We start from the raw sequence: 14,233 nt of genomic DNA, 5'->3' as shown, positions 1-14,233 counted from the left end.
CGATGGGGTCGTTAATCGTTACTTACGACAAACACATATTGAGAGTCTCTTATTGCGGTCTCTACCACTGCCAATACAAAGTATTGGGGCAGACTAGGCGTCCCCAAGACATTCTTCGGTTAACCCAAGCTGGCACTATTCAAAGAAAATGGCTGCTCTAGCGCCAGTTAGTATCAGGCTCAGTTTGGGTGTAAGAGGTATAACAAGACACCTATATTATTGGCGTAGTTTGTCAGTAATAGATGAGTAAGAAGGACCTCCGTATGAGGCGAACTTAACTGCTTGTTGATTATCGTAGACTTAAGTGTCTAGATTAATTTGCTAACCCTGACAAATGCTGCGGGTCATCACTAGCCACCAATGTGCGCTGAACGAAGAAGTCAAGGAAACAGTTATGCATTTACACAAGATCAAAGAGCCAAGAGTCGCTCTGTGGATTACGGAACTAACTTGTCAAGCCAAAACAGTAGGCTTCGATTTTGAATTAGTTTTGTGGGATGCGCAGGCGCCACCTAAAGGCTTCTCTTCAGAACCCGATCAGCAAATGCTCTTTGAGCACATGAGTTTGCAAGAGAGCCTGCCTTTAGAACAGCACATGGTCTTTTCTGTGCTAGTGGTGAGTAGTGGCTGGGGGCCAGCTGAGCTACTTGATCTTGCAAAGCTCAGAGAGGGCCAGATGGTTTCCTGCCATCAGTTTTTTGGGGCTGAAGCTCATGCCGTCTACCACACCGCCATTGCCGAGGCGAAGGATGAGCTGGTGACGCTTACGCTCGGTTTACTCAAAACAGAACCTCATCCTTCTTGTCTGCCAGAAACACCTGCACAACTGTCCAGTGAGCAGAAAAGAGACTCTTACCAAGTTTCCCTACCTTTGACCGCTTTTGAGCAGCTGTATCTATCAGGTTTGTGGCAGTTAGGTCAATGTGGTGGTGAGCTAGAAGGGGGCGGTGCATGGGGGCTTCTCCCTGCTGAACTTGTGCCTTTGTTGCCACGGTCAGCACCATTGAGCTTTAATCAGCTATGTCAGTGGCTTACCGATAATACCGAACCAGCGAAAAGTTCTCGCTGAGAGCAATGCTACGCAGTTACACATAAACTTTGTTATTAAGACACCCAAAAGTGTCTTGGTGAAATGAATTCTAGGCCATAGTGTGATTTGTAAGTGGCAATGTGCATCAAATAGCGATGAATGTTTGATTTAGTTGCCAGATAATCTTAAGAAATGTAGGGGTTATGTTGGTCTAGGACTGTTTTTGGTAATGATGATTAAAGGTGAGCGGTATTTAGCCGCATAATAAGCGTTAGCAACTCTCGGAGAATAAATGGAAATATCAGCAGCAAAAGTGAGTGATTTAGAAGAGTTGGCTCAGCTCTATCAGCAACTTATTCCAAATGATTTTTCGATTTCCAAAATGGAAGAGGTTCTCATGCGGCAACAGAGCAACCCAAATCATTTTGTCTCGGTTGCAAGAGTTGATGGTAAGGTGGTTGGATCCTTACTGTCAGTCACTTGTGAGATGCTGTTTGGTCAGTGCAAATCCTTCATGGTGATAGAGGACGTGGTAGTGGATGAGTTGATGAAGCGTAAAGGAGTTGGTTCTGCATTGATGATTGATGCTGAAAAACGAGCGAGGGCAAGTGATTGCTCGTACATGATGCTCATCACTGATGTTGAACGCTTAGGCTCGCAGAGTTTCTACAAATCATTGGGTTATCACACAGACGAGTACTGTGCGTTTAAGAAATCCTTAAGCCCGAGCGGCTAACAAAGCGTTTGCGAGTGACTCTATGACGTGTGCTGGTCTCGCTTCGTTCAAGTGTAATGCACATTGCTCCATGCCTTAATGGTTTAAAGCTAAACGATACTACTGTCTATTGGTTAGTCCATGATATCTTAGCGTAAATCGACAGGATCAAGTAAGGACCTAATTATGATAAACCGCGGTGCATTAATGCTTAGATATTCTCAGGTGGCAGTAGATTGGCTTAATAAAGTTGATCCAACGGATACTTGTGACTTGACGGTAGAGTCTGTGAACGAAGAACGTACGGTTTATCTAGTCAGTAACGAGGTTACTGACTCATCAGATAGTATTAAAGAGTGGGTAAGGCTCAATCACGAGGTGTTGTTTGAGGGCGAGCTATTTAACTGGTATGTCGATGAATCACTCTGGCCAAAGAAACGAACTTGGGCACTTTTTCAAAAGTGGTTTACAGTTGAGTGTCATTCGGTTGTTGAGGATACATTGTTGGGGCACCCAATTGTGGACGAAGACGCATAGTAATCGTTTAAACGCGACTGTTAACCTTTGGTATTTCGGGTTCGTTTTGGTTTTTGAGATTATAGCGGTCCATTTGAGAGCGGTGCAGCAGGTAACAAGTTAAATTAACGTTACGTGTCAGATTACCCAGTCATCGGTAGCAATGGAGAGAGTATGCGATTTATATACGTGATGGACCCAATGTGTGCTTGGTGTTATGGGTTTCAGCCAGAGTTAGAGCGTTTTTTAGAGCAATACCCTTCGATGGAAGTTGATTGGATTATGGGAGGGCTAGCGCCTGATACGCAAGAACCAATGAGCGAAGATCTAAAACAAGCGATCTCATCCTATTGGTACAACATTGAAAAAGTGTCTGCAGTCACCTTCAATCACAGCTATTGGGAGCAAAATACACCCTACCGTTCGACATATCAAGCTTGTAGGGCTGTGATTTCAGCTGAAAAATTATCCGCAATGAGCTCTTTAAAGATGGTTCGAGCCATTCAATCCGCTTATTACCGTGAAGCTAGGAACCCGTCTTTAGATAAAACGTTGGTGGATTGTGCTAGGACACTTGGTTTAACTGAAAAGCAGTTTTTAACGGTCCTTCATTCAAAGGATACGGAATCACGACTTCAGGAACATTTAGCTATTACATATAGTTTTCAGATTCGTGGTTTTCCTGCTTTGTTTTACATCGATAAAGAAAAACGGGCCTATCCTCTAACTCTTGGTTTCTGCAAAGCTGAAGAACTTTTTGAGCGTTTCAATCTAATTCGAGAAAATAAGTAATTGGAAATTATCTAGGCGCCTATGAGCCTGATGATTTTGACTAGTGGAAACATGCGAAATGAAAACATGGCTTTCTACGTGAAATACTATGAGAGATTATGTGACAGGTGAACAAGGAAGTATGATGATTACATTTGAAAAGTTGACTAAATCCCATGAGGCGTCAGTTCTTTCGATTCAATTATCTGATGCACATGTAAAATTTGCCTCAACACCTAGTGATTTTTTATCTGATTCAACTCCGTCGATAGACAAGATTGTTGTTAAGTACAAAAATGAAATTATCGGTTTTTTTAAGCTTGATCTAAATTATTCACAACAAGTTGATTTTTGTTCAGATAAGGATTTGGGGTTTAGAACTCTAGCGCTAGATTCCCGCACGCATGGCAAAGGGTTGGGTACAGAGTGCATGAAGCTGCTACCAAAATACGCAGCAAGCAATTATAGGGCGCGAGACTATATTTATCTAACCGTCAACTGTCAGAATTTAGCTGCGAAAGCATGTTATGAAAAGGCGGGTTTTGAAGACAGCGGAGAACTCTATCTAGGTGGCCCAGCAGGTCCACAGCACATAATGCGAATAAAAATCGCATAACCAACACCTTAAGGTAAGGCCAGAAGCGTTGATCTACTGGCCACAGCGTGAGTGCTAGCTTTGAGCGACTTTTACTCTAATCGTGTTTTTAGCCACTTTGGACAGGTTTAGGCTTTGGAGAGCTTCATTTGCCTCATCTTGATCTGGCATCTCAACAAACGCAAAGCCTTTCGATAGCCCAGTCTCTTGGTCTAAAACGAGATTACACTCAGTCACTGAGCCGTGAGCTGAGAATAGAACACGGATTTCATGTTCAGTGGTAGTGCGTGCTAAGTTGCGAACTAAAAGTTTCATAATATTTACCTAGTGTAAGTTGCAGTCGAAGTTTGGCAGGTATTGGCTGGTAAACCAAGGTAAATTTGGACAATAGTGGAAAGGCACATGACAAATCGCTCAACAGAGGTTCTGCTGCGACTTAGCGATCCCCCTTTGCTGGTAGACTGCAGTGGTCGTGCTCTACACAATGATAAAGTGATAAGTGTTGATCTATCTGTTCGTGGGGATAAAGTGCATTTGAAGTACCGTCAAGCGTTCGATATTTTGTGTTTGAATCAGCTTTAGTATTTAAGGCACTATGTTCCATAGGAGTATTAGCTTTACCTCCTACCCAACACAGCGTTCTAAATACAACCTGAATCATCATGAGAGAGCAGTAATGGACATCAGTAACCGTTTGCAGCCAGGGGATATCGGCGAGATCATAAAGCAGCATGGCACCGTGTATGCGAAAGAGTACGGGTATGATTGTACCTTTGAGGCTTATGTGGCCGAGCCATTAGCGCAGTTTGCTAAGCGCAACAATGACAGAGAAAGAATTTGGTTGGCTAAGCTTTCCGGTGAAATAGTTGGCACTATTTGCATTTGTGAAGTGTCGGCAACTGAGGCTCAGCTCCGCTGGTTTATGGTCAACCCGAAAGCGAGAGGCAAAGGTTTAGGAAAAGCACTGATCGATAATGCCATCAACTTTTGCCTCGCAAAGCACTACTCTAAAATCATCTTGTGGACTGTTGCAGGCCTAGCTGCCTCAAAGTCAATCTATCTCAATAATGGCTTTGAACTGGTCCACGAAGAAGCTTGTGAGCTTTGGGGACAGCCGCAGGTTGAACAATGCTACGAAAAGCATTTATAAGCCTAACTATCTGAAATAGATAATCATTCACTCTTGGTTACTGTTTGCAGCCAAAAAATCGATCAGCAAAGTAATCTATTTCACGTTACCGCGCTTGCTGAAAACTTGTAGTGTTGCGTAAAAATATATTGATAATGTCACGCGGTGGCCTGCATAATTATCAGTACTCCATAATATGAGTTTTAGCTCCATTGTGCATATTTAATGCTCGTATGGGAACTAATTTAGCATTTTACCCAAAGTGTTAAATCTCCTTTAATCATGCATTATATAAAATAAGCGTAAAATATACTCGTTTACTTGCACTTATGAAAGGTTGACTATAATTACAGTCTTGATTAATTATCGAGATGGGTAATAACGCTATACGCGCCCGGGGTTTAGGGATAACCCATGATTCAACGCAGTAAAACACTGGCTAGATTATAAGGGACTTAAAATGCAGTATATCAATCATTACCAAATAAAATACCGAACGTTGTTTGCTATAATATGTTCTCTCATATTTGTGACAGCATGTGATAGCGATGATAACAGTGCTAGTAATATTCAGATCCAAACAAATATTTTAACCGAAAGCGACTTTGCGAATAATAGCCGTCTACGCGCCAACCCGGAGCGAGGGACATTGGTTGTATTTCTTGAACCAGGCTCATCCACTGTCACTGCTGACTCGAATCGTGAATCAGGCAGTGACTCGATACCTTATCAGTATTCACGCGCCCTCAATCACACCTTTTGCTACGAGGACGATAATAGTGATTCTGACCACTCCATGGTGCTCAACGATAGCGATGGCGTACAAGTGGTTAGCGTTGCGGCCAATGAAGAGTGCGTAACGGCAACCGTTACAGAGGGGGAGTATCATTTAGTGCTCAGCCACGGCCAGCATGTAGATAGCACAGACGTGACTTTCTTGGTGACCACGCCTGATGGTGGCCCTCATTCGAAAATGATTAGTGAGAACTATCCGCTAGTTGCTAGAGTATTGAGGGCAGTAGGTAATGTCTTTATCAGGTCCGCTTATGCAGATGACACGGTGGATAACAATGTCACAACGCTCATCTCCACCAACTCATGTAAGGAGTGTGATCTTTCCGGTGCAGACTTGAGTGGTGCAACTCTGACCTTTGCCGATCTTTCTGGTGCCGATTTGAGTGATGCCACATTGACTAATGTTGACCTTTTCGAGTCAACACTGACTGGTACCAACTTTAGTGGTGCCGATATGAGCAATGGCGACTTTCGCGGCTCGGAGATGACCAATGCTGATCTCAGTAATGCTAACCTGAGTGGCGCTTATTTTGAAAGTGCCCAATTGTCCCCTTCAAACCTTGATAATGCGACCGTGACGGATACCGATTTTGATAACGCTAATCTTGTTGGCGCAACTTGGACGGATGGCGGTATTTGTGACATTACCTCGGTGGGTTTTTGTAGTTCTGTCGGTGGGGGCGACACCAACCCCTGCGATACTATAAAGCAAGGTGTAACCGATGATGGCAATATCGTTTACCAGTGCTTGCTGCCGGCCGTTGATAAAGAGGTTTGCAGCACAGAAATAGGAGGGCTTGATGGGGGCACACCAATCACTACTTGCGAAGCGAAAGATGCCTCTGAGCTCATCACCTCGATTGAGCTGGTTGATGTATTCAATCAAGCCAGTTCATCTTTTAATGTCACCCTAGATAACGACACACCGATGGCCATTTTGGCTTGGGGTGGCGAGGGGGGTATAGGCTCTAATGGCGGGCTCTGGACCTCGGGTGGGGATGGTGGCGAAGGCGGTTTTGCCTCAACCGTCACCACTCTGTCTGACTTTCTCGATAAGTATGGGAAAACCTCTTTTTATTACTACATCGGTGAAAATGGCACACTGAGCAATATCGCAGGTGATGGCGGCTCGTCAACACTGGTTTTGGTGGTGGAAAATAGCCCGACGGAACTAGAGGATGACGTCATACTGATTGCCGGAGGTGGCGGTGGCGGAGAGGATTCAGGTTTCTTCGTCGATGGCACAGATGGCGCGAGAGGTGGGATAGCTGCCTCATCGATTATGGGGCAAGGCACGGTGGGTATTGGACAAAGTTTTACCGATGGTGCCAGTGGCGGCAGCTCAGATGAATGGGGTGATGGAGGAAGTGGCGCGAACGATGGCAAAGACGGCATAGGTGGACAGGGTGGCCAAGGCTATTTGGGGCGCAACAGTGAATGGGTTAATGGTGATCCCTCAGTAGGTTCTGACGGCAGAGGGGGGAACTCCGATGATAGCTTTACCTCCAGCGGTGGTGCAGGCGGCGGTGGCGGCTATGGTGGTGGCGGTGCGGGCGATGGCGGTGCCGGTGCGGGGGGCGGAAGTTGGTCGATTATCCCAACTACCACCTGTAATAGCGCTCCCACACAAGAGACGGCGCCATCAAGCCCAGGCTCATCAGGTGATGACTTTGGCAGTAAGAATGGTGCGGTTGAAATTTGGATATTCCCTAAAGGCTGTTAAGGCTTGAGAGGGATTGTTATAAAGCAAAAGCGTGTCGTTCACTGGAAAGTGAACGACACGCTTTGTGTTTGGATACCGATATCGTTCGACTAGTTAATGCTGATTGTAGAGCCAACCATATCTTCGTTGAGTACCGTTAGGTTGCTTGCGCCAACTGTGCCAACGGCTTTCACTAGCCCCTGCTCATCTCTTACTTTTGCTGGAGCCTCAGTTGAGATCCCTTCTGGCAGAGCATCGCCCAAACCTTCAATTTGACCATAGAAGATGTTATTGACGAATTTAGACCCAACCATTTGGAATTTTTCACCCTCAAACTGTCGGAACGCGTTTGTGCCCTCAGTGGTTGCAATCGATAAGTTGTTTTCAAACAAGGTGTCAACCGCAGGGAAAATGGTCTCGACGCGAGAGTCGTCGGTCAAGCTAACGCGGTGAATCGCATTACTGCCAAAAATGCCCTGGGTATTGTTGACCAGTGTATTGTTCTTCACCACGACATCTTTTGGCGTCCACTGCTTCTGCAAGGTTTTTCCATCGGTCGAGTCTTTACTCAGAACTTCACCATTCGCCACATCGATAATACCAGTGTTGAGTACCAGTGCGCCGCGATAGGTGCCTTGCCCTAGCGTGCCTTCGATGTAGTTATTCTCAATGATATGATTCTCATCATAGATTCTGATACCACCCGAGTTCGCCGTGTTGCCTGGCAAAATCACATTGTTGGTGACGACGTTGTTGTGACCGTGTCGAAGCGAGATCATCGAGGTACTGTTTTTGATCGTGTTGCCATCAAAGGTGATACCGCTCGCTTTAACCGAAATGAGTTCAATCTCTCCCGAGCCATTTTTACCCACATAGCCACTGATGTTATCGAAGTAGTTGTTTCTTACAATACTCTGGGAGTCAAATAGCGAGTTGTGGCTATCACCGATTCTGATCGCTTGTCTGTCGTTACGGTTGGTTCTGGCCATTTTAGGATTAGAGTTTTCGATAAGCTCAATATCAAGAGCAGTCAAATCTTTGAAAATATTACCTTCGATAAGGGTTTTTTCTAACTTATCAGAGGTGGCAACAACCAGCATCGCACCACGCTTGTACTTACCTTCGAAGGTGTTGTTGGTGATTTTGTTGTTTTCTCCACCAACAGTGACCCATCGGATGTTAGGGTATTTACCTTTCTCATCCGGGATGTACTCATAATCATTGAACTTGTAGATCACAGAGTTGTTTAGCGTGTTGTTTTTACCAAAGATACCGAACACACCCATGATGTTAGCGTCGTGACTCTCTGTGCTGAGCATCGCACCACCATCGGTAAAGACTAAACTCTCAATCAAGTTATCATTACCGTGGATCAAAAACTGGACTGAGCCATTTAGTATCACAGTGCCAGGTTGGTCCGCTTTAATCGTGACATTATTAGCGTTGAGAGTCACACGGCCCAAGTCAGCATAACGACCAGGCTTAATGTTGATCACATCGCCATCTTGAGCGTTGATAATGCTTTCTCTTAGCTCTTGAACTTCTTGCATAGAAGCGATGGCCACCCCTTGGTCGACCATGACCATGGTTGGCTGAGTGACTTGCTCGGTATTTCCGGCATAAGCAAAACTGCTTGCGAATAGTAATGAACTGACAGCGAGTAAAACGGGTGACTTTTTCATAAGTATCTCTTTGTAGGGGGATTCACGTTGAAATCCACCCTATCAACAGGTCAGATGCCTCGGAAGTCTGTTTTCGCCAGCATTGTTCACGGATCACACCCTTTTTAACCAGTTTGTGGCTCTGGTCATATAATTTAATAATACAAATGTAATGAGGTATTCGTATACTTGTAAAGTTCTACATCTCGAGTTATTGGACTGAGCTTACTTTGAGTATATGTCAAGGTTTCCCACTTAAATTGTTGATATTTATTGCATTATGCATCTTAGTGGAGCGGGTGAGTCATCTTTGTCTATGAGGTAAAAGATGCTGTCACTGCATAAAAGGAAGCATCAGATGCCGCTCGTCTTCTGCACTAGAGAAAGTGGATTGTATTATTATATCTTTGAGGGCAATGGTCGCTTTCAGATATGGCTCGGAATACCTTGAGCGATTTTCATACAGTTAGGGGTTATAACCATGAGTAATTCCACCTAAGCAAATTAGTCATTTGCTGTACAATTGTGCGGTCGGTAATATCCCGCCCTCTTGCTAGACAGAGAGGGATTTCACTAGCTTTTGTTTTTGTAACTAGTGGAATACCCGATGAAATTTCTAAGCACCCTATTAGTCCCTTTTGCTCTTTTCAGCACCCTAGCCGTCGCCTCAAATGAGCATGACGTTCAGGCTATTGATATGACTGACCCTACTTCTGTATACACGGCCTTTGGTGTTCAGGGTGGTACCAACGGTATGCAAATTAATGGACAATTTGGCTATACACCCGAGGAAGGACGAGGTCACATGGCTATCGTTGAATACCGTAATGACGATGGTTTACATAATTTCCGTACTCGCTACTTTACCCCAGGCGCGACAGGGCTTGGTCTGTTTGTGGATGCTTCTCGCAATGAGTTTGAATTGGGCTCGAAAGATGTCGCGATCAACACGGCAGCCGCGGGTTTGATGCAGGTTCTACCACTGAGTGAGAAAGTGACCTTGTATCCTTCATTGCTTGCTGGTGCTATCTGGAGTGAGGATACTATCGGTGGTGTTGATGTTCATGAAACGACCACCATTGCGACACTGAACGTCTACGCGACATACGCTATCAGTGATGATTTCTGGTTAATGATGAACCCAGCATATACCTATGGATTCGATGGTGAAGAGACTCGTGATTTCTATCTAGAAATGGCACTTGGCTACCGCATTAGCCCAACACAGACCATGCGTATCCATTCTAACAACGACAACGACATCTGGTTCAACGTCACGCAAGCATTTTGATCTTGAATATACTTAAGGGGCATTTGCCCCTTTTGAGCTTATTTTTATGATCCTACACCCGAAATTGATGCAGTTGGATTTTAATCTGCTAAAAGTGCTTTATGTCTTGCTCCAAGAGCCAAGCACAACAAGAGCCGCAGAAATTTTACACCTTTCTCAGCCCGCGATCAGTAAGTCTCTCAATAAATTAAGGGAGTATTTTGGTGATCGGTTGTTTGTCCGCCAAGGGAATCACCTAAGACCTACATTGCTTGCGGTAGAGCTAGGTAAAAGTATGCCGTTGTTACAACAAGCGCTGAATGAGGTGTTGGTTAATCCACTGATGTTTAAACCAGAGGATTGGGAGGGCGACGTGTCGATCAGCGCTCCGATCGAGGTGTTAGAGGTTATTTCCCTGCCACTGAGCCAGGTGATTGCCGATGTTGCGCCTAAAGTTCGACCAATGTTCAGACCCATTACCAGTGATTATCTATCTGACTTAATCAGCGGTAAGGTGAATATGGTGTTCACCTACGATGAGCAGATTAAACCCAACAATGATGTCTATTTTGAACGGATTGCCACGCTCCAACCCATGATCATTTGTCGTCGCGAGCACCCATTGAGCGAGTTACCTTCGATACACTGGCATGATCTAAATCCGTTTCCAGTCGTCGCGGTTAAGTCGTTTGATTACGATAGCCAATATTTACGTCAGTTGTTTCTGAAACATAGTCTAGCAAGCGAGGTGCAAGGGTTATACCATTCGATATCGATCGCGCAGCAAATGGTAGCCAATTCCGACGCGTACACTTTTGTCTTCGGATCATTTACTCACCTTCACCCACAAGTGGTCACATTGCCTGTGATTCCTCCTGAAGGAGTCAGTGTCGATTTATGTATCGTCCTGCCACGTTACGTGCGTGCTAATGTCAATACTGCTCCTATTTTGGAGCGAATAAAAAATAGCCTAGCTCAACACATCAACGGGACAATTGAGCAAAATAAATAGCCCTAATAATAGTATTATTATCATTCAAATTATCGGGCTGATAAGTAATGTATATATGGGTTTAGATTGTTGTCTCAAATCAGAATTGTTATATATTACTAACTTAAGAGCTTTTTAAGACGACAGGATAATTAAATATCAATCCTCACAGGAAGTGAAGCGATGGAACGTTGTGGGCAATGTAGACAATTCACCAGAACTCGAGAGAACCAAAAGGACCTCTGCGGTGCATGGGAGCAGCCCACCGTGGCGAACAGGCCGGCATGCGGCTTCTACCTCCCTAAGAAACGGTCGGTTTTATCTGAAAAAAACAGCAGTGATTGTTGCCAGAGTAGTGCTCAGAAAACCCAAAAGAGTGTCACTTTTTAACATTTTCCACAGTGAGTAGCCAAAGACTTTATGAAAAAGCTAATTTCTGATTGTGTGTACTTCTTTGTCGCTAACTTTTCCGCGATTTTTAAAATATTTGGCCCATTCATTATGGTAACGGCTCTCATCGGGCCATTGGCTGAGCTATCGTTTAACTTGCCAGAATACAGTGCTTGGAATTACGTATTCTATTTAATGATTTTTGGCTCAATAAAGATCTATCTGATGGCTCAGTTAATAAAACTAATGGCGAGTTTAGTTTCAGGTCAATCTATTGAGCCGTCTGTCTCTTTAGGTCTTTGGTTTCGATTATTTGTGACTTATACGATTTTAGGTATCGCGGTCGTGTCGGGGCTGTTTGTTTTTGTCATCCCTGGGATCTACTTGGCTGCTCGCTATGCGTTTGCAGACTTAGAGGTCGTGTTGAACAATCAACGACCGCTTGCTGCATTGGAGGAAAGCTGGGCCGACAGCAAGGAGAATACCGCGATACTGATGTTACTTACGGGACTGATTTGGGGATCTCAGTTGGTGATTAGCTATGTGTGCCAGCTTTTGGGCGCATTGTCACCGATCCTGTATCTCATGACAGCAAGCCTTACTGAAGTGACCGATTCAATTGCGATTATCCTGACGTGTATCGCTTATTTTAGGGTGTACGTTGCCTGCGCACCATCAAATCACTCCAATCCTGCGAAAACTGCGCCTTGAGATTACTTTTAGCAATGTTATTAACTCGAAATTAAAGTGTGAGCTGGGTCAATTCACAGGGGGGAATATAGTGGTAACGTTTACTCATTAAAACTGGATAGCAGATCTAATACACTAAGATGTGTACGCCAACTCTCTAACCACTCCTTTCGTTTTTAAGCGAAATCAGTTCTTACCGAGCTTGACTAAATCAATATCAAACAGCTGCTTCCATCAAAGTTTAGTAAAACTATAGGAGGTAGAACAATGAGTGATATTGCACTCTCTATCAGCTTATTATCGCTGGTTGCAGTGCTAGGGTTATGGATAGGTAATTGTAAGATAAGGGGCGTCGGTCTTGGAATTGGAGGGGTTTTATTTGGTGGGTTAATTGTTGGTCATTTTGCCCAAGGTCTTAATATCGAACTTGATCTGCATACCCTACATTTTATTCAAGAGTTCGGTTTAATATTATTTGTATACACTATTGGTATCCAGGTAGGTCCTGGCTTCTTTGCATCATTGAGATGCTCAGGGATGAAGCTTAACGGGTTTGCTGTATTAATCGTCGCTTTGGGCGGCTTAGTTTCTGTTGTTATTTATTCTATTTTTGAAGTCCCACTTGCCGTTATTCTAGGGGTTTTTTCTGGTGCAGTCACCAATACTCCCTCTCTTGGCGCTGGTCAACAGATTCTTAGTGAGTTAGGCATGAATAGTGAGGCCATAGGTCTTACTGGTATGGGGTATGCGGTCGCTTATCCATTTGGTATTTGTGGCATATTACTCACGATGTGGCTGTTAAGGTTAGTATTTAAAATTGACGTGGCTGAAGAGGCAGACAAATTTGAAGTAGATAGTGGTAAGAGTAAGGAAGGACTATTATCTGCAAATGTTGAGTTACAAAATACTAACTTGGAGGGGCTTCAGTTATCAGAGGTAATTGGTTTGATTAAAGGGGAGGTCATTTGCTCACGATTGAAGCGTGGTGAAGAGCTAATTATCCCCAAGCCAATAACCCATTTAAAAGTGAGCGACTGCTTGCATTTGGTTGGCGACGAAAACACGCTGAATCAGGCGACTATGGTTATTGGCAAAGAGGTCAAAGCGAATTTATCTACCAAAGGAACAGAAATGAGATCACAAAAAATAGTGGTCACCAATGAAAATGTCCTTGGGAAGAAAATTAGTGAGTTAGGCCTGAAGGACCAATATGATGTCGTTGTTTCACGTATCAACCGAGCTGGAGTCGAGCTCGTCCCCAATGCAGATACTCAATTGCAGTTCGGTGATATTTTGAACCTACTTGGGCACAAGGAGGCGATAGACTCATCGGCCAAGCTCCTGGGTAACGCAAAGCAAAAGTTAAAGCAGGTTCAGATGCTGCCGATTTTCTTAGGGGTTGGTCTTGGAATCTTGCTCGGGTCGTTACCCATTTACCTACCGGGACTCCCTGCAGCGATTAAGTTAGGCTTGGCAGGCGGGCCTTTGCTTGTCGCATTGGTTCTGTCAAGAATCGGAAGTATAGGTCGACTCTATTGGTTTATGCCACCCAGTGCGAGTTTAGCGTTAAGAGAGATGGGGATCGTCCTTTTTCTTGCGGTCGTAGGGTTGAAATCGGGAGGAGGCTTTATTGAGACTTTGGTTAAGGGTGATGGCCTATCTTGGATGGGCTATGGCGTACTGATCACATTCACTCCTCTGGTTACGATAGGCGTTCTCGCGAGGATATTTGGTGGTTTAAATTATCTGACTATTTGTGGAATGTTAGCGGGCGCGATGACTGATCCTCCTGCATTGGCTTTTGCTAACGGTATACATCCAAGTAGTGGTGCTCCCGCCCTCTCATACGCAACAGTCTACCCGTTAGTTATGTGTTTAAGAATACTGTTACCCCAGCTATTGGCAATCGCGCTTTGGGCGGGATAACGACTAGCTGGAAGGAGTAAATATGCAGATTTATCTTTTGGTAAATAAGTTA

At 44.4% G+C, this 14,233-nt stretch carries 15 protein-coding genes and 1 pseudogene; 14 read left to right on the top strand and 2 right to left on the bottom strand.

Annotated features, from left to right (window positions below):
• The first annotated feature begins 394 nt into the window (after positions 1-394).
• From ACSTTG_RS12280 to ACSTTG_RS12260, 5 genes are all read left to right on the top strand, one after another.
• Entirely contained in the window at positions 395-1,069 is a 675-nt protein-coding gene (locus ACSTTG_RS12280) for a hypothetical protein (protein WP_438475001.1), read from the top strand.
• 253 nt (positions 1,070-1,322) lie between these two features.
• Positions 1,323-1,766 (top strand): GNAT family N-acetyltransferase, encoded by a 444-nt coding sequence (locus ACSTTG_RS12275; RefSeq protein ID WP_438475000.1) that lies wholly within the window; start codon positions 1,323-1,325, stop codon positions 1,764-1,766.
• Positions 1,767-1,952: 186 nt separating this feature from the next.
• A complete protein-coding gene (locus ACSTTG_RS12270) occupies positions 1,953-2,282 on the top strand; it encodes a hypothetical protein (protein WP_438474999.1) in 330 nt (109 codons plus the stop codon).
• Between the two features lie 153 nt (positions 2,283-2,435).
• Positions 2,436-3,053, top strand: a complete 618-nt coding sequence (locus ACSTTG_RS12265) for a DsbA family protein (RefSeq protein ID WP_438474998.1) — start codon at positions 2,436-2,438, stop codon at positions 3,051-3,053.
• A gap of 124 nt (positions 3,054-3,177) precedes the next feature.
• On the top strand, positions 3,178-3,648 hold the full coding sequence (locus ACSTTG_RS12260; RefSeq protein WP_438475032.1) for a GNAT family N-acetyltransferase: 471 nt from the start codon (positions 3,178-3,180) through the stop codon (positions 3,646-3,648).
• A gap of 54 nt (positions 3,649-3,702) precedes the next feature.
• Here the strand turns inward: ACSTTG_RS12260 and ACSTTG_RS12255 are convergent, their stop codons facing one another.
• Complete coding sequence (locus tag ACSTTG_RS12255) at positions 3,703-3,942, bottom strand: RNA recognition motif domain-containing protein (protein WP_438456850.1); 240 nt, start codon at positions 3,940-3,942, stop codon at positions 3,703-3,705.
• 87 nt (positions 3,943-4,029) lie between these two features.
• Between ACSTTG_RS12255 and ACSTTG_RS12250 the strand changes: the two genes are divergently transcribed.
• The 3 genes from ACSTTG_RS12250 (at position 4,030) to ACSTTG_RS12240 (ending at position 7,274) form a co-directional block, all read left to right on the top strand.
• A complete protein-coding gene (locus tag ACSTTG_RS12250) occupies positions 4,030-4,209 on the top strand; it encodes a hypothetical protein (protein WP_438474997.1) in 180 nt (59 codons plus the stop codon).
• A gap of 94 nt (positions 4,210-4,303) precedes the next feature.
• Positions 4,304-4,777: a GNAT family N-acetyltransferase gene (locus ACSTTG_RS12245; protein ID WP_438474996.1), complete on the top strand. Its 474-nt coding sequence runs from the start codon at positions 4,304-4,306 to the stop codon at positions 4,775-4,777.
• A 508-nt stretch (positions 4,778-5,285) separates the two neighbouring features.
• Positions 5,286-7,274: a pentapeptide repeat-containing protein gene (locus ACSTTG_RS12240; RefSeq protein WP_438474995.1), complete on the top strand. Its 1,989-nt coding sequence runs from the start codon at positions 5,286-5,288 to the stop codon at positions 7,272-7,274.
• Between the two features lie 89 nt (positions 7,275-7,363).
• On the opposite strand, the gene ACSTTG_RS12235 is transcribed toward ACSTTG_RS12240, so the two are convergent.
• Entirely contained in the window at positions 7,364-8,935 is a 1,572-nt protein-coding gene (locus ACSTTG_RS12235; RefSeq protein WP_438474994.1) for a polysaccharide lyase 6 family protein, read from the bottom strand.
• Positions 8,936-9,521: 586 nt separating this feature from the next.
• Here ACSTTG_RS12235 and ACSTTG_RS12230 point away from each other — a divergent pair.
• The 6 genes and pseudogenes from ACSTTG_RS12230 (at position 9,522) to ACSTTG_RS12205 (ending at position 14,181) form a co-directional block, all read left to right on the top strand.
• The gene (locus ACSTTG_RS12230; protein ID WP_438474993.1) at positions 9,522-10,205 is read left to right on the top strand and encodes a hypothetical protein; all 684 of its coding nucleotides are present in this window, start codon (positions 9,522-9,524) and stop codon (positions 10,203-10,205) included.
• 46 nt (positions 10,206-10,251) lie between these two features.
• Positions 10,252-10,440: pseudogene (locus tag ACSTTG_RS12225) on the top strand (helix-turn-helix domain-containing protein); the annotation flags it as partial.
• 39 nt (positions 10,441-10,479) lie between these two features.
• Complete coding sequence (locus ACSTTG_RS12220; RefSeq protein WP_438475031.1) at positions 10,480-11,196, top strand: LysR family transcriptional regulator substrate-binding protein; 717 nt, start codon at positions 10,480-10,482, stop codon at positions 11,194-11,196.
• A gap of 162 nt (positions 11,197-11,358) precedes the next feature.
• Positions 11,359-11,565, top strand: a complete 207-nt coding sequence (locus ACSTTG_RS12215; protein ID WP_438474992.1) for a hypothetical protein — start codon at positions 11,359-11,361, stop codon at positions 11,563-11,565.
• A 30-nt stretch (positions 11,566-11,595) separates the two neighbouring features.
• Positions 11,596-12,276, top strand: a complete 681-nt coding sequence (locus ACSTTG_RS12210; RefSeq protein ID WP_438474991.1) for a hypothetical protein — start codon at positions 11,596-11,598, stop codon at positions 12,274-12,276.
• A gap of 246 nt (positions 12,277-12,522) precedes the next feature.
• On the top strand, positions 12,523-14,181 hold the full coding sequence (locus ACSTTG_RS12205; protein ID WP_438474990.1) for a putative transporter: 1,659 nt from the start codon (positions 12,523-12,525) through the stop codon (positions 14,179-14,181).
• The last annotated feature ends 52 nt before the right edge of the window (positions 14,182-14,233 follow it).

Origin of the sequence: Vibrio glycogenivorans, from assembly GCF_051660965.1 — a bacterium.
Taxonomy (GTDB): domain Bacteria; phylum Pseudomonadota; class Gammaproteobacteria; order Enterobacterales; family Vibrionaceae; genus Vibrio.
The sequence above is the reverse complement of the archived record's forward strand: the minus strand, read 5'-3'. Positions and strand labels throughout refer to the sequence as shown.

Excerpts from the sequence above, each read along its gene's own strand:
- ACSTTG_RS12205 (WP_438474990.1), top strand. The coding sequence starts at position 12,523 with ATGAGTGATATTGCACTCTCTATCAGCTTATTATCGCTGGTTGCAGTG.
- ACSTTG_RS12270 (WP_438474999.1), top strand. The coding sequence starts at position 1,953 with ATGCTTAGATATTCTCAGGTGGCAGTAGATTGGCTTAATAAAGTTGAT.
- ACSTTG_RS12230 (WP_438474993.1), top strand. The coding sequence starts at position 9,522 with ATGAAATTTCTAAGCACCCTATTAGTCCCTTTTGCTCTTTTCAGCACC.
- ACSTTG_RS12210 (WP_438474991.1), top strand. The coding sequence starts at position 11,596 with ATGAAAAAGCTAATTTCTGATTGTGTGTACTTCTTTGTCGCTAACTTT.
- ACSTTG_RS12220 (WP_438475031.1), top strand. The coding sequence starts at position 10,480 with ATGCCGTTGTTACAACAAGCGCTGAATGAGGTGTTGGTTAATCCACTG.
- ACSTTG_RS12245 (WP_438474996.1), top strand. The coding sequence starts at position 4,304 with ATGGACATCAGTAACCGTTTGCAGCCAGGGGATATCGGCGAGATCATA.
- ACSTTG_RS12250 (WP_438474997.1), top strand. The coding sequence starts at position 4,030 with ATGACAAATCGCTCAACAGAGGTTCTGCTGCGACTTAGCGATCCCCCT.
- ACSTTG_RS12255 (WP_438456850.1), bottom strand. The coding sequence starts at position 3,942 with ATGAAACTTTTAGTTCGCAACTTAGCACGCACTACCACTGAACATGAA.
- ACSTTG_RS12265 (WP_438474998.1), top strand. The coding sequence starts at position 2,436 with ATGCGATTTATATACGTGATGGACCCAATGTGTGCTTGGTGTTATGGG.
- ACSTTG_RS12280 (WP_438475001.1), top strand. The coding sequence starts at position 395 with ATGCATTTACACAAGATCAAAGAGCCAAGAGTCGCTCTGTGGATTACG.
- ACSTTG_RS12275 (WP_438475000.1), top strand. The coding sequence starts at position 1,323 with ATGGAAATATCAGCAGCAAAAGTGAGTGATTTAGAAGAGTTGGCTCAG.
- ACSTTG_RS12260 (WP_438475032.1), top strand. The coding sequence starts at position 3,178 with ATGATTACATTTGAAAAGTTGACTAAATCCCATGAGGCGTCAGTTCTT.
- ACSTTG_RS12235 (WP_438474994.1), bottom strand. The coding sequence starts at position 8,935 with ATGAAAAAGTCACCCGTTTTACTCGCTGTCAGTTCATTACTATTCGCA.
- ACSTTG_RS12215 (WP_438474992.1), top strand. The coding sequence starts at position 11,359 with ATGGAACGTTGTGGGCAATGTAGACAATTCACCAGAACTCGAGAGAAC.